This window comes from Bordetella genomosp. 8 (assembly GCF_002119685.1).
Lineage (GTDB): Bacteria > Pseudomonadota > Gammaproteobacteria > Burkholderiales > Burkholderiaceae_B > Bordetella_C.
Genome location: NZ_CP021108.1, coordinates 1,476,783 through 1,495,815 on the forward strand (window position 1 = coordinate 1,476,783; position 19,033 = coordinate 1,495,815).

A 19,033-nucleotide genomic window follows, 5' to 3' on the forward strand; every position below is an offset into this window, starting at 1 on the left:
GGCGCGCAGCGCCGGCCGACACCGCCCACGAGGAGACTAACCATGAAGCATCGGATCCATTCCACCCTGCTGGCGTCCGTCCTGGCGCTGGCCGCATCGGCCGCCTCGCCCGCAGGCGCGCAATCCGCCGCAGACAAATTCCCCGATAAACCGGTCACGCTGGTCGTGCCGTATTCGCCCGGGGGCGGCAGCGACAACATCGCGCGCGCCACGGCCAATTTCCTATCGCAGCACTGGAAGCAGCCTGTCATCGTGGAAAACAAGCCCGGCGCCGATGGCATGATCGCCACGCGGCAGGTCATGCGTGCGGCGCCGGATGGCTACACGCTGCTGATTTCCATACCCGCGATCGCGGCCTTGAAGTACATCAGCAAGTCCATGGACGCCGATCCCCTGGTGGAATTGCGTCCGGTCAGCATGCTGGCGTCGGGGCCCACCGGCATCGTGGTCAAGGGCGGCACCGATATCAAGACCATCGATGACCTGAAGCGCGCCTGCGCGAAGACCGCGGCGCGCTGCAGCTGGGCCAGCGGCGAGCCTTTCACCTTGCTGGCCGGAACCGGGCTGGTGGAGAAGATGGGCCTGAAGGATATGACCAACGTGCGCTATGCGGGCACGTCCGCCGCGGTGAACGACATCATCGGCGGCCGCGTCACCATGATGGTGACCGGCCTGTCGTCCGTGGTGCCGCACCACAAGGCGGGCACCATGAAGATCCTGGCGTTGAGCAGCGACCAGCGCCTGGCGGAAGTGCCCGACGTGCCCACCTATGCCGAGACCGGCCTGGGCGATGTGGATTTCACCAACAACTGGTACGGCATCTTCGTGCCAGCGAGGACGCCGGATGCCCTGGTGGCGAAGATCGCCGACGGCATGCGCCTGGCGGCGCGGGATCCGCAGGTGCTGAACGTGCTGAAGCCGCTGCTGATCCAGCCGGTGGGAAACACGCCGGATGAGTTCGCCGCGACGGTACGGCGCGCACAGGCGACCGTCGACAAGCTGTCCAGCCATCTGACGCAGTGAGCCCGCTGCGAACCCTCAGGGACGCAGTAATGCCGCCGGCGCGTCAGGGGGCATCAGGGTGCGGGCCGTGTTTCCACGGCATCGCCGTTGAAGCGCGCCTGCCAGGTGCGCAGCCGCTGCTCCGGATACTCCACGCACTGCCCGTCGCGCAGCCGGAAGTGCTGTTTGTACAGGGGCGACGCCACCACCAGTTCGCCATTCAGGTGGCCCACGATGCCTCGGCCGACGACGTTCGCGCCGGACCGGGGATCGCGGTTGTCGACGGCATAGAGGTCGACGCCTTCGCTGCCCGGTATGTAGAACAGGGCGATCTGCGCGCCGTCGACCAGCGCCACCACGCCGGAGTTCTCCACCAGGTCGCGGCGTTCGCAGGCGTGGCGCCAGCCGCCGGAGTCTGTCGTGGCTTGCATCAGGCGATCTCCTCGACGATGGCGCGGGCGCCTTCGGGCGGTGCGGGGCGGGGCTGGCCGCGTTCCTGCACAAACCTTATGTCGGGATCGGGCCGCCGATCGTTGACGAAGGTCCGGAATCGCTTGAGCTTCTCGGGGTCCTTCAATGCATTGGCCCACTCGCATTCATAGCGGTCGACCACCAGCTGCATCTGCGCTTCCAGTTCCGCGGCCAGGCCCAGGCTGTCGTCGATGATGACCGCCTTGAGGTAGTCCAGGCCGCCCTCCAGGGCGTCGCGCCATACGGACGTGCGCTGCAGCTTGTCGGCGGTCCGGATATAGAACATCAGGAAGCGATCGATGTAGCGGATCAGGGTGGCGTCGTCCAGGTCCGTGGCGAAAAGCTCGGCGTGGCGTGGCCGCATGCCGCCGTTGCCACAGACGTACAGGTTCCAGCCCTTTTCGGTGGCGATTACGCCAACGTCCTTGCTCTGTGCTTCCGCGCATTCGCGCGTGCACCCGGAGACCGCGAACTTGAGCTTGTGCGGGGCGCGGAGGCCCTTGTAGCGGTTCTCGATGTCCAGGGCCATTTTGACGCTGTCCTGCACGCCGTAGCGGCACCAGGTGCTGCCGACGCAGGATTTCACCGTGCGGGTGGCCTTGCCGTAGGCATGGCCGGTCTCGAAGCCCGCCGCGATCAGCGCGGCCCAGATGTCCGGCAGATCATGCAGCTGCGCGCCGAACAGATCGATGCGCTGCCCGCCCGTGATCTTGGTGTACAGCTGGTATTCCTTGGCGATGGCGCCGATGGCCAGCAGGCCGTCCGGCGTGATCTCTCCGCCCGGTATGCGCGGCACCACGGAATAGGTGCCGTTCTTCTGCATATTGGCCATGAAGGTATCGTTGGTGTCCTGCAGGGGAACCAGGCTGGGGTCCTGGATCGGCCGGTTCCAGCACGACGCCAGTATGGATGCGACGGCGGGTTTGCAGATATCGCAGCCCATCCGGCCGCGGCCATGCCGGGCCAGCAGTTCTTCGAACGTTTCCACGCCTTCGACGCGGACGATGCCGTACAGCTCCTGGCGCGTGTAGGCGAAGTGTTCGCACAGGCTTTTATCCACGACGACGCCGCGGCGCGAGAGTTCGTGTTCGAAGACCTGCTTGAGCAGCGCGGCACAGCCGCCGCATCCCGTGGATGCCTTGGTGCAGGACTTGATGGCCGGCAGGTCGGTGCAGCCTTCGTCGATGGCTGCGCAGACGGCGCCCTTGCTGACGTTGTGGCACGAGCAGATGGTGGCCGTGGCGGGCAGGGCATCGGGTCCGAGCGCGGGCGCGCCCGCGCCGGACGGCAGGATGAGGCTGGCCGGATCGGCGGGCGGCGCGATGCCATTCTGCGCGTATTGCAGCAGCGTATCGTAATAGCTGTTGTCGCCCACCAGCACCGCGCCCAGGATGCGCTTGCCGTCGGCGGAAACCACCAGCCGGCGATAGCTCGCGCCTGCCTCGTCGATGTACCGGTAGCTGACGGCGCCCGGCGTCCTGGCGTGGGCATCGCCTATCGAGCCGACGTCCACGCCCAGCAATTTCAGCTTGGTCGACATGTCGGCGCCTGTGAAAGCTTGTGGCGCCGCGCCGCACAGGTCGGACGCGGCGGTGCGCGCCATCTGGTAGCCCGGCGCGACCAGGCCGAAGACCGTGCCGTTCCAGATCGCGCACTCGCCGATGGCGTAGATATCCTCGTCGCTGGTGCGGCAGCGGTCATCGATCACGACGCCGCCACGTTCGCCCACCGCCAAGCCGCCGGCGCGCGCCAGGCCGTCGCGTGGCCGGATGCCGGCGGAAAACACGACCAGGTCGGTTTCCAGCGGTTCGCCTTCCGTAAACCGCATCGCGTACCGGTAGCGCAGGCCTTCCTTGATCGCCAGCGTGGAGCGCGACAGGTGCACATGGGCGCCCAGGGCCTCGATGCGCGCCTTCAGCGCGGCGCCGCCGAAGTCGTCCAGCTGCACGGGCATCAGCCGCGGTGCGAACTCCACCACGTGTACGTCCAGGCCCAGGGTCTTCAACGAATTGGCGGCCTCCAATCCCAGCAGGCCGCCACCCACGACCACGCCGCGACGGGCCCCCACGGACGCCGCGCGGATCAGGTCGAGGTCGTCCAGCGTGCGGTACACCAGGCCGGCCGTGCCCTCGGCGCCGGCCACGGGCGGCACGAAGGGAAAGGAGCCGGTCGCCAGCACCAACTTGTCGTAGGACTGGCGTCCTTCCTCGGTGACGATCTCGCGGTTGCGGCGGTCGATTTCCTGCACGCGCACACCCAGGCGCAGGTGCAGGCCGGGACGCTCGTAGAACGCCGCGTCGCTCAAGGCCATGGACTCAGCGTCGCGGCCCGCCAGGTATTCGGACAAGTGAACCCTGTCGTAGGCGCGGCGTGTTTCATCGCCGTAGACCAGGATGCGGTAGCGGTCCAGCGCGCCCTGGGCGATCGCCTGTTCCACGAAGTGATGGCCGACCATGCCATTGCCGACCACGACCAGGGTCTTCAGGGTAGGAGTGGGATGCGCTGCATTCATATGAAGTCACCGGAGGCGCGTCTGCGGGAGACGTAAACAGAAAACGGAAAGCAAAAGACAAAAAGGCGCCTGCGACCGTGAGGTCGAGGCGCCTTTGCCTGTCATGCTCGAGTTGTGTGCCGGGATCGCTCCCCGGCATGGAAGATCAAGCAATACGCATGCCAGATTCGCCGCCCGGTGCGCCGGGGCGGCGGGCGATCCGGATGCGCGCGGGTGGTGCGCAATGCGGTGCGCAATGCACGTTTTTGGAGCCTCGTCCCGAGCCTGGCGTCAGGCCAGCAGCCGCGCCATGATCACGATGTCCTCGTGGTGGCCGTCCAGATAGCGCGCCTTGCGCTTCACGCCTTCTTCGACGAATCCGCAGGACCGATAGAGCGCCCGCGCGGCTGCGTTCGCCGCATAGACTTCGAGTTCGATGCGGCGCAGCTCCATGGCCGCGGCCGCGTCCAAGGCGGCGTTCAGCAGGGCCTTGCCGATGCCGCGCCCGCGCCAGTCCGGACGTACCCCCATCCCCAGCACGCCCGTGTGCGTGAAGCCGGGCTGCGCCAGGGGCACGATGTCGCACCATCCGACGACGTCCCGATGCGCCATGGCGACATAGTGTGGATGCCGCATGGCGATGTTGTTCATGACGAAGGCGCGCGTTTGCTCCACGGGCGGCGCTTGCAGGAAGCTCAGGTGCCGCCGTTCGCGCGCGACCGTGTCCAGCGCACGCCGATAGCCATCGATGTGCGCGGGGGAGATAGGAAGGACGCTGTAGTCGGTCTCCGCCCCGGGCAGTTCCTCGGGGGACGGCGAACGGCGGAGCAGCCGGAGGCGTTTCATGGGTTCGGCGTGTGCATGGGTGCGGCGTGTGGGCAGCCCATAGTATGCGCGGTGATGTGACGCCGCGGGCGGTCTAGGGCTTACTTGCTGCTGAACAATGCCAAACGTACTAGTCCGTGCCGCGCTGGATTTGACAAATCCGGCGGGTGCAAAATATAGTCCGTTCAACGATATAGTGGTTCGATCAGCGGAACATTCTGGCTCGCATGCAAGGGAGCCTGGCCCGCCGCGCGCGCCGTACACAACAAAATCAGGAGACAACAATCATGAAACTGGCCAGCCTCATCGTGGCGGGAATGACCGCGCTCGTCGTCGGCGGAGCGGCGCAGGCCGCCTATCCGGACCACCCCATCCACGTCATCGTGCCCTTCCCGCCGGGCGGGTCGACCGACGTGGTCACGCGCATCGTCGTGGCCAAGGCGCAGGAGCTGCTGGGGCAGAACATCATCGTCGAAAACCGCGGCGGCGCCGGCAGCATCATCGGATCGGACTACGTGGCCAAGGCGGCGCCCGATGGCTACACCCTGTTGGTCGGCCAGACCGCCTTCGCGGTCAATGCCTCGCTGCGCGAGAAGCTGCCCTACGACACCGTCAAGGACTTCACGCCCATCGCGCTGATGGCGGACCATCCCGGCGTATTCCTGGCGCAGTACACCAAGCCGTACAACACCTTCCAGGAGTTCATCGCCTATGCCAAGGCCAATCCCGGCAAGGTGGTGTACTCATCGGCCGGCACCGGCAGCTGGCCGCACCTGTCCATGGCCATGCTGGCCAAGGATGCCGGCCTGCAGATGGTGCACGTGCCCTATCAGGGAACGGGCCCCGCCAAGGCGGACCTGATCGCCGGGCGCGTGGACGTCAAGATCGAGGCCTATGCCACGTCCATGGGCATGGTCAAGGACGGCAAGCTGAAGGTCCTGGCCGTCACCAGCGCGCAGCGCGACCCCATCCTGCCCGACGTGCCGACCATCGCCGAACTCGGTTACCCCGGCTATGAAACGTCGTACTGGATCGGCCTGCTGGGTCCCGCCGGGATACCGGCGGACGTCAGCGCCAAGCTGGAGAAAGTCTTCCTGCAGGCGGTGAACGATCCGGAGGTCAAGCAGAAGCTGGAAGCCCAGACCATCCATCCCCACGCCTTGCCTGCCAAGGACCTGCAAGCCTTGATCCACAAGGAAATCGACAAGTGGGCCGCGGTGATCAAGGACAGCAACATCGACAAGCAATGAAGGCGGGGACAGCACGCATGGCGCATTTCTACGAGTCAGCCCGACGCACGACCGAAAGGATGGAAGTGGCGCGCGGGGTCGATATCGCCTACGTCGTGGACGACTACACCGATGGCTGGCGCGATGCGCCGGTGGTCATGTTGCTGCACGGCGTATCGGAATCCGCCGAGGCATTCACGGGATGGGTGCCGGCGCTGGCTAGGCGTTGCCGTGTCGTACGGGTGGACCTGCGCGGCCACGGATTGTCGTCGCCGGTCGGCGAACACGACCTGCTGTCGATCGCGGCCATGGCCGACGACATCGATGCGCTGGCGCGCCACCTGGGTGGCGCGATACACGTGGTGGGGGCGAAATTGGGCGCGCAGATCGCGCTGGAGCTCGCGCAGCGCGGCGCGCCCTGGATGGCGACGCTGACCCTCGCCGGCGTCCTGATTTCGCCGGGCGGCGCCCTGGGCAAGTGGGTGGACGACTGGCTGGGCCTGGTCGACGGTGGTGGCGTCGAAGCCTGGGCGCGCGCGACCATGCCCGGCCGCATGGGCACCGCCTTGCCGCCCGCCGGCATGGCGTGGTGGACGCGGTACATGGGGCTGGCGCCGGCGGCGACGGTCAAGGCCTGCATCCGCATGTTCCCCCGCCTGGCGGAGCCGACCCGCCTGGAGGACATACGCTGCCCCACGCAGGTCATCGTCGCCGTGCAGCCGGAAAAGCCGGGCGCCTACGACCAGCGCCAGCCGGTGGCGGAAGTGCGTCGCTGGCAGACGCGGATTCCCGGGTCGGCGCTGGTCGAACTGCAGGCCGATTCGTATCACATCGCCGCCACGCATCCCGATGCCTGCGCGGAAATCGCTCTACGTTTTATCGAAAGGAATTCATCATGATGGGATGGCGCGGCCGCATCGGCTTTCTGGTTCCTCCGGGCAACCCGACCGTGGAGCCGGAGATGCAGCAATTGGTGCCGAAGGGCGTGTCCCTGCATTTCACGCGCATGGTGGCCCACGGGCTGACCGGCGCGCATGCCGGCCAGGACGACCGCAACCGCACCCAGATCGAGCACATACCGGAAAACGTCGAATTGCTCGCCATGGTCAAGCCCGGCGTGATCGTCATGGCCCATACCGCCACCAGCTATACGCTGGGCAAGCAGGGCGAGGCCGAACTGGTCGCGCGCATGGAACAGCAGTACGGCATTCCCTTCATCACGGCCTTCGGCAGCGTGCTGGCGGCGTTCAAGCATCTGGGCATCGAGCGTGTGGCCTACGCGACGCCGTACAACGAACAGACGACGCTGCAGGGCAAGGCGCACCTGGAAGCCCATGGCATGAAGGTGGTGGCGCATGGCATCCTGCCGGGCGTGGTCAACATCTATGATGAAACCCCGGAACGCGCCTATTCGCTCGGACGCCAGGTCGATCATCCGGATGCGCAGGCCCTGTTCCTGAGCGGCGTCGGCATGCCGACGGTGGACGCGATCAACCTGCTGGAGCGCGATCTGGGCAAGCCCGTGATCTCCAGCGCCACGGCGATGATGTGGAATGCGCTGCGCACCATAGGCGTGCGCGACACGGCGGCGGACGGCGGACTGCTGCTGTCGGGCGCGCGGGGCGTGGCGGTCCGGTGATACGCATGTGATACGTAGTGGCGCCGCCGGACAAGGGCGGCTATCTTTTCCATTTCGGCGCGGACGCGCCTATAGGATGCCGGCATGGTGCTCTATCTGAACGAATCCGACGTGCGTCAACTGTTGACCATGTCCAGGGCGGTGGAAGAAGTGGAACGCGCCTTCTCCGCGCATGGCCGCGGCAAGGCCTTCGACGTGCCCCGGCGCCGCACGCGCCAGCCCGGCGGCCACCTGCACATTCTGCAGGCCGCCGCGCCGGAGATCGGCTACATCGGCTACAAGGCCTACTACAACAGGCCGGGCAAGCCGCTGAATACCCTGCTGCACATGATGAACCACGAGCAGGGCAATACCGAGGCGATCATCGAATCCGATTGGCTGGGCCGCATACGTACCGGGGCGGCGACCGGCGTGGCCGCGCGCTACCTGGCGCGGCAGGATGCGCGCGTCATGGGCCTGTTCGGTTACGGCCGCCATGCCCGCACGCAGCTCGAAGCCGTGTGCACCGTGCGCGGCATCGAGGAAGTCAAGGTGTTCGGACGCAACCAGGACGCCGTGCGCGCCTTCTGCGACGAGATGTCGCAGCGCGTGGCGGCGCGTCTGCGGCCCGCGGCCTCGCGGGAGGACGCCGTCCGCGGGTCTCACGTGGTCGTCACCATGACCAAGGCATCCGAACCGCTGTTCGATGGCCGTTGGCTGGAACCCGGCACCTTCGTCGCCGCCACCGGCTCCAATGCGCTGGACCGGCGCGAGATCGATCTCGAAACCGTGCGCCGCGCGGACGTCATCGTGGTGGATTCGCGCGAGGTCGCGCAAGGCGAGTGCGGCGACCTGCTGCCGGCCTACGAGAATGGCCTGGTCTACTGGGAAGACCTGGCCGACATGGGTGGCGTGGTCACGGGCCGCTGGCCCGGGCGCACGGCCGACCACCAGATCACGCTGTTCGAATCGCATGGCATGGCGGTGCAGGACCTGTACGCCGGCGCCGTCATCCTGGCCGCCGCCCGCGAGCGCGGCATGGGCGTGCAACTTCCCATGGGGGCGGCAGGGTGATGCGTTTCACGCATCAATTACTCGAATATTTGCGCTTTACTGGATAAGCGCCGTTGCGCATCATGCTGGCCGTGCCGCCCGAACCGGGCGGCGCTTCCGCTTTTACCGGGGACGAGACCAGCCATGACCGCACAAGTACAAGACAAACACCTTTATACCGAGGCAGAACTCACCGACCTGGGTACCCGGGCCTTCATGGGGTTGGGCCTGCCCGAGGCCGACGCCGCGGACGTGGCCCGCATCCTGGTGCTGGCGGACCTCTTCGGCTTGTCCACGCATGGATTGAGCCGGATCGAATCCTATGGCGATCGCCTGCAGGTACAGGGCATCAACGCCCGCGCCCGGGTCAGCACGCAAGCGGTGGCGCCGGCGCTGCGGCTGGTCGATGGCGACAACGGCGTCGGGCCGCTGGTGGGCATGCATGCGCTGCGCGCGGCCATGGAAGCCGCCGAGTCCTGCGGCGTCGGCGTCGCCTTCGCCCGCGGCAGCAATCACTTCGGGCCGATATCGCCCTACGGCCTGATTGCCGCGCAGGCCGGCTACGCCAGCATCATCGGCAGCAATGCCACGACCACGATCGCGCCCTGGGGCGGCAGCGACGCCAGGCTGGGCAACAGTCCGCTGGGCTTCGGCGTACCCAATCCGGACGGCGATCCTTTCCTGCTGGACATGGCCATGAGCGTGGTGGCGCGCGCCAAGATCCGCAACGCGCTGAAGGCCGGCCAGTCCATTCCGGATACCTGGGCCACCGACGCCGGCGGTCGCCCCACCACGGACCCCAAGGCGGCCCTGGACGGCTTCCTGCTGCCCATCGGCGGGCACAAGGGCTATGGGCTGGCACTGCTGGTGGACATGTTCTCCGGCGTGCTCGCCAATGCCGCCTACCTCACGCACGTGAAGTCCTGGGTCGACGCGCCGGACGAGCCACAGAACCTGGGCCATTTCTTCATCCTCATCGACACGCGCAAGCTGGGTTCGACGCAATGGCTGGCCCAGCGCATGAACGACTTCGCCGCCATCCTGCACGATAGTCCGCCGGCGGATCCCGCGCGGCCGGTCATCGTCCCCGGCGAGATCGAGCTGGCCAAGATGGCGCGCCAGCGCCGCGAAGGCATCGCGCTGGATGCGGCGACAGTGGCGCTGCTGCGCCAGCACGCCGCCAAGTCGCCCGCGTAGAACATACAGCCCGCGCACACGCGGGCAGCATCGAAAAGCAATAAAGCCCGCTCGCCCGCGCACACGCGGGCGGCGTCGAAAAAGCATAAGGAGACTGCAATGTGGAAGACCATGGGCAAGCTGGTCCTGTTCGCGCTGGCCCTGCCATGCATGCATGCGCAGGCGCTGGCCGCCGGGACGGGCAACTATCCGAACAAGCCGATACGCGTGATCGTGCCCTACGTGGCGGGCGGCGCGGCCGACATCACCGCGCGCGTCATCGCGCAGAAGATGTCGGTCAGCATGGGCGTGGCTCTGGTGGTGGAGAACAAACCGGGCGCCAACGGCATGATAGGCACGGACTTCGTCGCCAAGGCACAGCCGGACGGCTATACGCTGCTGCTGGACGCCAGCGGGCCGCTGGTGGTGAATCCCTCGCTCTATGCGCGCAAGACCCCTTACGACCCCGTCAAGGACTTCGCGCCCATTTCGCAGATCGCCAGCTACCAATACGTGCTGGTCGTCCCGCAGAAATCGACGATACGCAGCCTGGACGACCTGATCGCGCAAGCGCGCGCCCATCCGGGCCAGCTCAGCTACGGCTCGGCGGGTGTCGGCGCCGGCGGCCATCTGGCGGGCGAGCTGCTGGCCCTGACGACTCACACGCAAATGACGCATGTCCCGTATAAAGGCAATGCCCAGGCCTTGACCGACGTGCTGAGCGGGCAACTGTCGTTCACCTTCGATACGGTGGTGACGTCCGCCCCGCAGATACAGAGCGGCCGCCTGCGCCCCTTTGCCGTCTCGGGCCCGCATCGCGCCGCCGTGCTGCCCGATGTCCCCACCATGGAAGAGCTGGGCTATAAAGGCTTTGCGGTGACGCAATTCCAAGGGCTGCTGGCGCCGGCCGGTACCGATTCGCGGATCATCGCGCGCCTGCACGACGAAGTGGTCAAGGCATCGCGCGACCCGGACGTGGTGCGCAAGCTGGTGACGGAGGGCGGGAATGACATGGTGGCGGGCACGCCGGAGCAGTTCGCCGCGCAGATCCGTTCGGATCTGGAGCTTTACCGCCGCCTGATCGAGGATGCCGGCATACCCAAGCAATAAGCCTGAACGGGCACGGAAGGCGGCCGCCACCTGGCCGCAACGGAGCGTAGACATGTATCAACTGGATGTCCTGATCAACGGCTATCCCGGGCGCAGCCTGTTTCACGGCACCCTGGGGTGGAGCACCACCACGTTGTTGCGTGGCGAGGGCCGCAATATCCTGGTGGACGTCGGCGCCTTCGGCGCCCGTCATTTGCTGAAGCAGCAACTGACCGAGCTGCGCATGGAGGCCGGCGACATTACCGACGTGGTGCTGACCCACGCGCATTACGATCATTCCCTCAACTTCACCTTGTTCCCCAATGCCACGGTGTGGATCGGCGACCTGGAACTGGAGTGGGCGGCCGCCCAGCCGCCAGGATTCAATCCGCTGCCGGAACTGTATGTGCGTGAACTGACGGTGTCGCCGCGCGTGCGCCGCATTGCCGACGGCGAACGGTTCCTGCCGGGCTTCACGGCCATCGTGGCGCCGGGCCATACGCCTGGCCACCTGCTGTTCACGGTATCAGGCGCCGCGCAGCCCCTGTTGTTCACCGGCGATGCCGCCAAGAATCGCGCCGAGCTGCTCAGCATGAGCGTCAACGACACGTATGATATGCAGGCCAGCCGCGCGACGCTGGAGCTGATCTGGACGACGTGGCGGCGGGAACCGGACACTTTATTGATTCCCGGCCATGACTTGTGCATGCGGCTGGACGGCACGGGCCAGCCGGTCTATGTCGGCGAGCGGCGCGCGGCCATGAAGGCCTGGTTTGGCGAAGACCTGGAGCCCACCGTCATCGATCTATGCTGCGGCGGCGAGACCGCCCGCTACAGCGCCTGAGGCCTGGCTGCGCACGCCCTTCCGGCTGGCCGCAGCCAGGTTCGCTTCAAGACCCATTATGTGAGAGATCCGCTATGCCGCTCGATCCGCAAGTCCTGCAGCAGTTCATTCCCACCGGCCGCCTGCGCGCGTCCATCAATGTCGGCAATCCCATCCTGGCGCGCCGCGACGACGGTCCCGGAGGCGCCGCCGGCGTCTCCGTGGACCTGGCGCGTGCCTTCGCCAAGCGGCTGGGCGTGGAGCTGGAACTGGTGGTCTTCGACAGCGCGGGCAAGTCGGTGGATGCCGTTACCGCGGAACAGGCCGATATCGGCTTTTTCGCCATCGACCCGGTGCGCGGCGCCGGCATCAACTTCACCGACGCCTATGTGCTGATCGAGGGCGCCTATCTGGTGCGTGAAGATTCGCCGCTGCGCGACCGCACTGAAGTCGATCGCCCCGGTACGCGGGTGACGGTAGGCAAGGGCAGCGCCTATGACCTGTACCTGACGCGCGAGCTCAAGCAGGCCGAGATCGTCCGCGCGCCGACCTCGCCGGCCGTCGTGGATTTCTTCGTCGCCGAGAAAACCGAGGTCGCGGCCGGGGTCAAGCAGCAGCTGGAAGCCGATATGCAACGCGTGCCGGGCCTGCGCCTGCTGCCGGGCAGTTTCATGGTGATCCGCCAGGCGATGGGCCTGCCCAAAGGGCGCGGCGAAGCCGCCGCCAACGAACTGCGCGCCTTCGTCGAGGAAATGAAGGCCAGTGGCTTCGTCGCCGATGCACTCGAGCGCCATCACATCGAAGGCGCCGCCGTGGCGCCCGCGGCGGCCTGACACCCCCATGCATGGCCGTTGCGCGGCCATGCGCGAATCGCTGTTCAGCGCCGCGTGGCCGGGATCTCCGCCACGCGGCTGATGAAGGCGTCCAGCGCGGGATTGTCATGCCTTTCGCGCCAGGCCAGATAGAGCTCGGCGTGCAGCCTGTTCTGCGCCAGCGGCAGGAAGGACACGCCGTCCAGGCGCAGCTCGCGCGCGGATTCCGGCACCAGGCCCGCGCCCAGTCCCGCGCGCACCAGGCCCAGCAGCGTGTGCGTCTGTCCCGCGTACTGGACGTAGTCGGGCTCCACGCCGGCCAGCGTCAGGGCGGCGGCGATCCGGTCGTAGAAATACTTGCCTTCGCTGGGCGCATAGGCGACGAAGGGCTGCCGGTGCAGCGCCCGCAGCGGAACGGCCTTGTGGGCCAGCAGCGGCGACCTGCGGGGAATGGCCACCACCATGGGTTCGCGCTGGATCAGGTGGTGCGCCAGGCCGTCCTGCCGCGGCAAATGGCGCGCGAGTATGGCGTCGAGTTCACCCGCCACCAGCAGCCTGCCCAGGTCCGTGGACACGCGTTCGCGCAGATCGATGGCCACGTCCGGCAGGATCTTGCCGGCCTTCATGACCCAATCGGGTACCAGGCGGTAGGCCGCGACCGCGGTGAATCCCAGCGTGACGTGTCCCGCCTCGCCTCCGGACGCTCGCCGCGCGGTGGATGCCGCGCGTACGGAATAGGCCAGCAGGTGGCGCGCATCGCGCAGGAAGTTGCGGCCGGCGGATGTCAACGTGACTACGCGGCTGCTGCGCTCCAGGAGCGTGACGCCCAGGCTCTGCTCCAGCAACTGTATCTGCCGGCTGAGCGGCGGCTGCGTCATGCACAGCCGCGCTGCGGCGCGGCCGAAGTGCAGTTCTTCCGCGACCGCGACGAAGCATTCGAGTTGGCGCAATTCCATCGATATAAGCCTTGTATTGATCGTTGCTATTTATAGCTCGATTGCGCTCCCCGCCGCGCTTCCTTCCTATACTGGCCCGCATAACGAAGCCGGGTCTGGACCGGAGGAGACGACATGAAGATTTCAACGCGAGCCCGTCGCGCCATGGCGACGTGCGCGGCTTTGGCCCTGGCCGTCGCGGTGGCGCTGGTGCCCGGCACGGCCGCCGCCGACGATTTTCCCTCACGGCCCATCAGCCTGATCGTGCCATTCTCGCCAGGGGGCGGCACCGACATTTCCGCGCGGCTGCTGGCGGCGGCACTGGGCCAGCAGCTGAATGCGTCCGTGGTGGTCGATAACCGCCCCGGCGCCGGCGGGCAGATCGCCGCCGACCTGGTCGCGCGCGCCACGCCCGACGGATACACGCTGCTTTTCGCCAATTCCGGCATGCTGGCCATCAACCCCTGGCTGTACAAGCTGCACAGCGATCCCGCCAAGGCTTTCGTCCCCGTGTCCATGTTTTCGGACCTGCCTTTCGTGCTGGTGGTGCCGCCGGCGCTGCCGGCCAGGTCCGTGGCCGAACTGGTGGCGCTGGCCAAGTCGCAGCCGGGCGCGCATACCTTCGCCAGTTCGGGGACCGGCGGCGCGCCGCATCTGGCGGGCGAGATCTTCCAGCAGGCGACCGGCGTGCAACTGACGCACGTCCCGTACAAGGGCGGCGGTCCTGCCATGACCGACCTGATGGCGGGGCGCGTCGATATGCTGTTCGCTTCGGTGCTGGAGACGGTGACCTACGTCAACGCCGGCAAGCTGCGCGCGCTGGCGGTGACGGGACCGGAGCGGTCGCCCGTCATGCCCGACGTGCCCACGCTGGACCAGGCCGGGGTGCACAATGCGCAGACGGGTTCGTGGACGGCGGTGTTGGCGCCGGCTGGCACGCCGCCGGCAATCATCGATAAACTGTCGCTCGCGATCCGCCAGGTGGCGGAGCTGCCGGACGTCAAGGAAAAGCTGATTTCCCAAGGCGCCGTGCCGCACGGATCGACGCCGCAGGAACTGGCCCGGCTTGCCGCCCAGGAACGCGCCCGCTACGGCGACATCATCAAACTGCGCAACCTGCGCGTCGATTAGGAGACGCGGGCTGCGTCCCACATGCGAAACGAGACATGCCTACCGCTACAGATGCCGTGAACCACGATGCCGATAGCCGCAAGGACGGCGCCGATGGCGCGCCCGCCGAAATCCTCATCGCCGGGCCCTTGCTGCCCGAGCTCATGCAGCGCATCGAGGCGAAGTATCGTGTGCATCGCTGGTGGGAGATCGCCGACACGGCGGCATTCCTGAAGGCCCATGGCGCTTCCATACGCGGCATCGCCACCAGCGGCCGCTACGGCGCCACGAGGACCATGATCGAGTCCTTGCCGGCGCTGGAAGCCATCGTCAGCTTCGGCGTGGGGATCGATCCCATCGACATGGAGGCCGCGCGTGAGCACGACGTGGTGGTGACCAATACGCCGGGCGTGCTGGACGATTGCGTGGCCGACACCGCGCTGGCCCTGATGCTGGCCGTGTCGCGGCGCATCTGCGAACTCGATCGCTTCGTGCGCGCGGGACGCTGGCGCAGCGAAACGCCGCCGATGGGCCGCAAGCTCGGCGGCCGGCGTTGCGGCATTCTGGGATTGGGCAATATCGGCCGCCAGATCGCGCGCCGTGCCGAAGCCTTCGGCATGGATATCGCGTATCACAACCGTACGCCGCGCAGGGACGTGCCTGCGCACTTCATGTACTGCGAGGATATCCATGCCCTGGCGCGGGCCAGCGACGTCATGGTGCTTGCCGTCCCGGGCGGTTCCGGCACGCAGCGCGTGGTCGATGCCGGCGTGCTCGACGCCCTGGGCCCGCAAGGCATACTGGTGAACGTCGCGCGTGGCAGCGTGGTGGACCAGGATGCGCTGGTCTGCGCGCTGCGGGAAGGGCGGTTGGGCGGGGCCGGCCTGGACGTTTTCGAGAACGAGCCGGAGGTCCCGGAGGCGCTGTGCGCGATGGACCAGGTCGTGCTGTCGCCGCATATCGGCAGCAGCACGGTGGAAACCCGCCAGGCCATGGCGGACCTGGTCATGGCCAACCTGGATGGATGGTTCGAAAGGCGGCGTCCCCTGACGCCGGTCGCCTAGGCCGGCCGCACCTGGCCGGCCGCACCTGGCCAAGGCAGCCGCGGGGGGGCGTCATCGCGTCCCGAAGCGTCCCGCTATGCCTGGATGTCCTCGTTGACCAGGACGTACCGGATGAAACCGCTGTGCTCGGTGTACTTGTCGTAGAGTCCGCGCGCCCGGTAATTGTTCTCCCGCGTCTGCCAGTACAACCGGGACCATCGGCGCGCCTTCATCTGGTCCACCAGCCAGTCGATCAACAGCTTGCCGGTACCCTGGGCGCGTACGTCGGGGTCGACGAACAGGTCTTGCAGATAGCACACCGGTGTCAGGGTCGATGTGTTTTCGTGCAGCAGATAGTTGGCAATGCCGATGACGTGTCCGGCCGGGTCTTCAGCGACGATGGCGTGCACGGGGGCGGCGGGGTCCAGTATGCGCGCCCAGGTATGGCGGGTCACGGCCTCGTCGGGCTCGCGCTCGTAGAAGCGTGTGTAGGCGTCCCACAGGACGCGCCACCGCGCTTCGTCACGCGGGTCTATGGGTCGGATGGTGAGTGGCATGAACGCTCGCCGGAAGGACGTTGCGATGCCGCCCAGGTGGCCGGCGCGGCCTGCCTAGCGCGGAAACAGCTGATCGTACACGTCGCTGGCCAGGCCCTGCAATTGGTCCGGCGGCAGGTCGCCGTTCAAGGCGTAGCCGTTCTCCACCCAGTAGAAGGCGGTGCCGCTGGCCGACCGGACCGAGCGGAAAGCGGTTTCCCGGGGCGCCACGCCAGCGGGGAAGACCGCGACGTACAGCGTGACGCGGCGTCCGCGCTCATCCTCATACATGAACTGCGCGCGCGCCGCCGCGACCTTCGCCGTGTCCTGCGCGACGCCCTCGCCGGATAGCAGCCGGCCGCCCAGCAAGCGGAAGCCGCGGTCCTGCAGTACCGGCGCGGCCAGCGGACGGCCCAGGCGCCGGCTCAGCCATTGCACGAGATGCGCTTCTTCCTGCGCGCCGACTTCGACGGGATGCCGTACTTCAGGAGAGAACACCGCGTACGCCGCCGCGGCGTCGCGTACGAACTGCGGCGTGGCGGATGCGGTGGCCGTGGCGGCGGTCCTGCCGTCGATGGGGCCCATGCCAAGCTGCCATGCGCGCATGCCGGCCGCCCCCACGACCACCAGCAGCATGGCGGCGCATGCCTGGATCCAGGGATTCCAGCGCCGGCGGCTGTGGCGCAACACCGTCTCGGCGAGCGCGGCCGGGGCCGGGCCGATATCGCTTGCGTGATGCAGGCGGCGCAGCGCGAAGCGCTGGGCGTGCCAATGCGCGACGCGCACCGCGGCGTCGGGATGGCGTCTCAGATGCTGCAACACCGCCGCGACCCGGGACGCGTCCAGCTGGCCGTCGACGAAGGCGTGCAGATCGTCATCGGAGACAGGGGCGTCGGTTTCCATCATCGCTTCACTAGATGCAAGGGGGCGGCCGCCTCTTCCGGTCCGGCCATGGCGGCGCGCACGGCTTCCCGCGCGCGGTGCAGCCGCGACATGACCGTGCCCACGGGCACCTGCAGGATGTCGGCGGCCTCGGCATAGGTGTATTCCTCCACGGTCACCAGCAGCAGCACGGTGCGCAGCGTGGGGGTCAGGCGCGCCAGCGCGCGCTCCAGGTCGAGCATTTCCGGCGCATGCGCCATGGGCTCGTGCGCCAGATCGGTATCTTCGTCCCAGGTGTCGTGATTGTCGTCATGGCGCCAATCGCGCACCCGGTTCAGGTACAGGTTGTGCATCAGGGTCATCAGCCAGGCGCGCAGGGCGGTTCCCGGCTTCCACAGCGACCATTTGGCGCAGGCGCGTTCCAGCGTGTCCTGCACCAGGTCGTCCGCGCTGGCCGCGTCGCCCGCCAGCAGGCGGGCATAGCGGCGCAGCGACGGAATGTGGGCGAGGATCTGCTCCACGCCCGAACCCGATGCCATGGCCTTATTAGGGCTTAGCCGCGTGCCAGACGCCGCCGACGCCGTCGCCGGTCTTGTCGCCGGCGGCCTTGTCCTTGGTCCAGTAGTACACCGGTTGGCCCTTGTAGGCCCATTGCTTGGAGCCGTCGTCACGGGTGACGACCGTCCACTGGCCTTCGGCCTTGGCGCTGGCCGGAGCCATCAGCGGCGGCCAGTTGGTGGCGCACTTATCGTTGCAGACGCTCTTGCCGGAATTGGCGGTGTCTTTGTCGAACGTGTACAGCGTCATGCCTTTTTCGCCGACGAGGACGCCATTGCTGGTCTTGGCCGGGGGGGCGGCGACGGCGCCGGTGGCGACCAGCAGGGCGGCGGCGCCCAGGGCGGAAAGCGTGAAGTTGCGAACCATAAGACCTCCGTGTGGTGGGTTTGCATGGGAGTGCAACACGGCAGGGGCCCGATTTATTCCATCGGGTTGTTCCATCGGGTTGTTCCAATGGGCCGGCGCGTGCCTGTCCAGCTTACTCCCGCTGGCCGCCATCACTTGGCCGGCGCCGCCTGCGTCAGCTCGGCGACGACGTCCACCACTTGCTCCAGGGCTACCTTGATATGCGCGCGCAGCGCGTCCACCGCGCCCTTGATATCGCCCTTTTCGGCGTGTTCAATCAATTCCAGGTGCTCGGCGTGCGCCTGCTGGCGCAGCGGCACGTTGACGACCTGGAAGCGCAGGTAACGGTCCCCGCGGTCGTGCAACTGGCGCAGGACGTTCATGGCCAGGTCGCGCCGGGCGGGAAGGTACAGGGCTTCGTGCAGGCGCCAGTTGACCCGGCCCCAGTCGGCCGCGTCGGCGTGGCGGGTCGCCTCCAGCGCCGCGCGCGCCGCGTCCAGCCGCCCGCCGCCACCCGCGCGGATGGCCTCGCCGAACAACCAGGGTTCGATCTGCAGGCGCAGTTCGAAGGTTTCCACCACGTCGCCGGCCGAGATGCCGCAGACATAGGCGCCGCGGTGGGCATGCACCGCGACCAGGCCTTCGGCTTCCAGGCGGCGGATGGCCTCCCGCACGGGGATCCTGCTGACCCCGAGTTCGTCCGCCAGCGCTTCCTGGCGCAGGGGCGCGCCGGGACGCAGATGTCCCGACAGGATCTGCTGGCGCAGGGCATCCAGCACCAGGTCGACCGTCGTGCGCCGCACGAGCTTGGTATCCCCAGGGGGGGAGGGCGGATGGTTCATGGCTCTCACGTAAACCCTAGGACTGATCTTGTTGACCCTGGGATAGCGCGCAGTTTAGCATGGGGTCCGTATCCAGGATATTGGATCCAATCTAACTGACGGTCTCATGCGGGTTTCTGTTGGCGGTTCGCCACGGTGGCCCTCCTGGGGCCGTGTGCGGCGCAGCCGCGCCTTCGTGCCCTTGGAGTGAGCT

20 protein-coding genes are annotated in these 19,033 nt (G+C 67.4%); 11 read left to right on the top strand and 9 right to left on the bottom strand.

Annotated elements, in window-relative coordinates:
- Positions 1-42 precede the first annotated feature (42 nt).
- Positions 43-1,023: a Bug family tripartite tricarboxylate transporter substrate binding protein gene (locus CAL12_RS06755; protein ID WP_086063784.1), complete on the top strand. Its 981-nt coding sequence runs from the start codon at positions 43-45 to the stop codon at positions 1,021-1,023.
- Positions 1,024-1,076: 53 nt separating this feature from the next.
- Here CAL12_RS06755 and nirD read toward each other — a convergent pair whose 3' ends face one another.
- From nirD to CAL12_RS06770, 3 genes are all read right to left on the bottom strand, one after another.
- Entirely contained in the window at positions 1,077-1,433 is a 357-nt protein-coding gene (nirD, locus tag CAL12_RS06760) for a nitrite reductase small subunit NirD (protein ID WP_086063785.1), read from the bottom strand.
- Entirely contained in the window at positions 1,433-3,985 is a 2,553-nt protein-coding gene (nirB, locus tag CAL12_RS06765) for a nitrite reductase large subunit NirB (RefSeq protein ID WP_086063786.1), read from the bottom strand. The genes nirD and nirB overlap by 1 nt, the downstream gene beginning before the upstream one ends.
- Before the next feature lie 270 nt (positions 3,986-4,255).
- A complete protein-coding gene (locus CAL12_RS06770; protein ID WP_086063787.1) occupies positions 4,256-4,810 on the bottom strand; it encodes a GNAT family N-acetyltransferase in 555 nt (184 codons plus the stop codon).
- A gap of 266 nt (positions 4,811-5,076) precedes the next feature.
- On the opposite strand from CAL12_RS06770, the gene CAL12_RS06775 reads away from it, so the two are divergent.
- The 8 genes from CAL12_RS06775 (at position 5,077) to CAL12_RS06810 (ending at position 12,610) form a co-directional block, all read left to right on the top strand.
- Positions 5,077-6,039 (top strand): Bug family tripartite tricarboxylate transporter substrate binding protein, encoded by a 963-nt coding sequence (locus CAL12_RS06775; RefSeq protein ID WP_157792908.1) that lies wholly within the window; start codon positions 5,077-5,079, stop codon positions 6,037-6,039.
- 17 nt (positions 6,040-6,056) lie between these two features.
- Positions 6,057-6,917, top strand: a complete 861-nt coding sequence (locus CAL12_RS06780; RefSeq protein WP_157792909.1) for an alpha/beta fold hydrolase — start codon at positions 6,057-6,059, stop codon at positions 6,915-6,917.
- Positions 6,914-7,657 carry a maleate cis-trans isomerase family protein gene (locus CAL12_RS06785; RefSeq protein ID WP_086063790.1) on the top strand — a complete coding sequence of 248 codons (744 nt, stop codon included), beginning with the start codon at positions 6,914-6,916 and terminating at the stop codon, positions 7,655-7,657. The genes CAL12_RS06780 and CAL12_RS06785 overlap by 4 nt, the downstream gene beginning before the upstream one ends.
- Positions 7,658-7,741: 84 nt before the next feature.
- Positions 7,742-8,710 (top strand): ornithine cyclodeaminase family protein, encoded by a 969-nt coding sequence (locus tag CAL12_RS06790; protein WP_086063791.1) that lies wholly within the window; start codon positions 7,742-7,744, stop codon positions 8,708-8,710.
- Between the two features lie 123 nt (positions 8,711-8,833).
- A complete protein-coding gene (locus CAL12_RS06795) occupies positions 8,834-9,886 on the top strand; it encodes an Ldh family oxidoreductase (RefSeq protein WP_086063792.1) in 1,053 nt (350 codons plus the stop codon).
- Positions 9,887-9,985: 99 nt separating this feature from the next.
- The gene (locus CAL12_RS06800; protein WP_232464725.1) at positions 9,986-10,975 is read left to right on the top strand and encodes a Bug family tripartite tricarboxylate transporter substrate binding protein; all 990 of its coding nucleotides are present in this window, start codon (positions 9,986-9,988) and stop codon (positions 10,973-10,975) included.
- Between the two features lie 52 nt (positions 10,976-11,027).
- Positions 11,028-11,798: an MBL fold metallo-hydrolase gene (locus CAL12_RS06805; RefSeq protein WP_086063793.1), complete on the top strand. Its 771-nt coding sequence runs from the start codon at positions 11,028-11,030 to the stop codon at positions 11,796-11,798.
- 74 nt (positions 11,799-11,872) lie between these two features.
- Complete coding sequence (locus CAL12_RS06810; RefSeq protein ID WP_086063794.1) at positions 11,873-12,610, top strand: ABC transporter substrate-binding protein; 738 nt, start codon at positions 11,873-11,875, stop codon at positions 12,608-12,610.
- Between the two features lie 44 nt (positions 12,611-12,654).
- Here CAL12_RS06810 and CAL12_RS06815 read toward each other — a convergent pair whose 3' ends face one another.
- The gene (locus tag CAL12_RS06815; RefSeq protein ID WP_086063795.1) at positions 12,655-13,545 is read right to left on the bottom strand and encodes a LysR family transcriptional regulator; all 891 of its coding nucleotides are present in this window, start codon (positions 13,543-13,545) and stop codon (positions 12,655-12,657) included.
- Positions 13,546-13,659: 114 nt separating this feature from the next.
- Here CAL12_RS06815 and CAL12_RS06820 point away from each other — a divergent pair, with 114 nt between their 5' ends.
- Entirely contained in the window at positions 13,660-14,655 is a 996-nt protein-coding gene (locus CAL12_RS06820) for a Bug family tripartite tricarboxylate transporter substrate binding protein (protein WP_086063796.1), read from the top strand.
- Between the two features lie 35 nt (positions 14,656-14,690).
- A complete protein-coding gene (locus CAL12_RS06825; protein WP_086063797.1) occupies positions 14,691-15,698 on the top strand; it encodes a 2-hydroxyacid dehydrogenase in 1,008 nt (335 codons plus the stop codon).
- A 74-nt stretch (positions 15,699-15,772) separates the two neighbouring features.
- Here the strand turns inward: CAL12_RS06825 and CAL12_RS06830 are convergent, their stop codons facing one another.
- From CAL12_RS06830 to CAL12_RS06850, 5 genes are all read right to left on the bottom strand, one after another.
- Positions 15,773-16,234 (bottom strand): GNAT family N-acetyltransferase, encoded by a 462-nt coding sequence (locus CAL12_RS06830; RefSeq protein ID WP_086063798.1) that lies wholly within the window; start codon positions 16,232-16,234, stop codon positions 15,773-15,775.
- A gap of 54 nt (positions 16,235-16,288) precedes the next feature.
- Positions 16,289-17,119: an anti-sigma factor family protein gene (locus CAL12_RS06835; RefSeq protein ID WP_086063799.1), complete on the bottom strand. Its 831-nt coding sequence runs from the start codon at positions 17,117-17,119 to the stop codon at positions 16,289-16,291.
- Entirely contained in the window at positions 17,116-17,634 is a 519-nt protein-coding gene (locus tag CAL12_RS06840; protein ID WP_086063800.1) for an RNA polymerase sigma factor, read from the bottom strand. The genes CAL12_RS06835 and CAL12_RS06840 overlap by 4 nt, the downstream gene beginning before the upstream one ends.
- A 7-nt stretch (positions 17,635-17,641) precedes the next feature.
- Positions 17,642-18,019, bottom strand: coding sequence for a COG4315 family predicted lipoprotein (locus CAL12_RS06845; protein WP_086063801.1), 378 nt, complete (start codon positions 18,017-18,019; stop codon positions 17,642-17,644).
- Between the two features lie 131 nt (positions 18,020-18,150).
- The gene (locus CAL12_RS06850) at positions 18,151-18,840 is read right to left on the bottom strand and encodes a GntR family transcriptional regulator (protein ID WP_232464726.1); all 690 of its coding nucleotides are present in this window, start codon (positions 18,838-18,840) and stop codon (positions 18,151-18,153) included.
- Positions 18,841-19,033 lie beyond the last annotated feature (193 nt).

What these genes read in the sequence shown, in the direction of transcription:
- CAL12_RS06850 (WP_232464726.1), bottom strand. Translation starts at nt 18,840, where the DNA reads ATGAACCATCCGCCCTCCCCCCCTGGGGATACCAAGCTCGTGCGGCGC.
- CAL12_RS06810 (WP_086063794.1), top strand. Translation starts at nt 11,873, where the DNA reads ATGCCGCTCGATCCGCAAGTCCTGCAGCAGTTCATTCCCACCGGCCGC.
- CAL12_RS06820 (WP_086063796.1), top strand. Translation starts at nt 13,660, where the DNA reads ATGAAGATTTCAACGCGAGCCCGTCGCGCCATGGCGACGTGCGCGGCT.
- CAL12_RS06780 (WP_157792909.1), top strand. Translation starts at nt 6,057, where the DNA reads ATGGCGCATTTCTACGAGTCAGCCCGACGCACGACCGAAAGGATGGAA.
- CAL12_RS06800 (WP_232464725.1), top strand. Translation starts at nt 9,986, where the DNA reads ATGTGGAAGACCATGGGCAAGCTGGTCCTGTTCGCGCTGGCCCTGCCA.
- CAL12_RS06835 (WP_086063799.1), bottom strand. Translation starts at nt 17,119, where the DNA reads ATGATGGAAACCGACGCCCCTGTCTCCGATGACGATCTGCACGCCTTC.
- CAL12_RS06795 (WP_086063792.1), top strand. Translation starts at nt 8,834, where the DNA reads ATGACCGCACAAGTACAAGACAAACACCTTTATACCGAGGCAGAACTC.
- CAL12_RS06790 (WP_086063791.1), top strand. Translation starts at nt 7,742, where the DNA reads ATGGTGCTCTATCTGAACGAATCCGACGTGCGTCAACTGTTGACCATG.
- CAL12_RS06815 (WP_086063795.1), bottom strand. Translation starts at nt 13,545, where the DNA reads ATGGAATTGCGCCAACTCGAATGCTTCGTCGCGGTCGCGGAAGAACTG.
- CAL12_RS06755 (WP_086063784.1), top strand. Translation starts at nt 43, where the DNA reads ATGAAGCATCGGATCCATTCCACCCTGCTGGCGTCCGTCCTGGCGCTG.
- CAL12_RS06825 (WP_086063797.1), top strand. Translation starts at nt 14,691, where the DNA reads ATGCCTACCGCTACAGATGCCGTGAACCACGATGCCGATAGCCGCAAG.
- CAL12_RS06775 (WP_157792908.1), top strand. Translation starts at nt 5,077, where the DNA reads ATGAAACTGGCCAGCCTCATCGTGGCGGGAATGACCGCGCTCGTCGTC.
- CAL12_RS06785 (WP_086063790.1), top strand. Translation starts at nt 6,914, where the DNA reads ATGATGGGATGGCGCGGCCGCATCGGCTTTCTGGTTCCTCCGGGCAAC.
- nirD (WP_086063785.1), bottom strand. Translation starts at nt 1,433, where the DNA reads ATGCAAGCCACGACAGACTCCGGCGGCTGGCGCCACGCCTGCGAACGC.
- CAL12_RS06830 (WP_086063798.1), bottom strand. Translation starts at nt 16,234, where the DNA reads ATGCCACTCACCATCCGACCCATAGACCCGCGTGACGAAGCGCGGTGG.
- CAL12_RS06770 (WP_086063787.1), bottom strand. Translation starts at nt 4,810, where the DNA reads ATGAAACGCCTCCGGCTGCTCCGCCGTTCGCCGTCCCCCGAGGAACTG.
- nirB (WP_086063786.1), bottom strand. Translation starts at nt 3,985, where the DNA reads ATGAATGCAGCGCATCCCACTCCTACCCTGAAGACCCTGGTCGTGGTC.
- CAL12_RS06840 (WP_086063800.1), bottom strand. Translation starts at nt 17,634, where the DNA reads ATGGCATCGGGTTCGGGCGTGGAGCAGATCCTCGCCCACATTCCGTCG.
- CAL12_RS06845 (WP_086063801.1), bottom strand. Translation starts at nt 18,019, where the DNA reads ATGGTTCGCAACTTCACGCTTTCCGCCCTGGGCGCCGCCGCCCTGCTG.
- CAL12_RS06805 (WP_086063793.1), top strand. Translation starts at nt 11,028, where the DNA reads ATGTATCAACTGGATGTCCTGATCAACGGCTATCCCGGGCGCAGCCTG.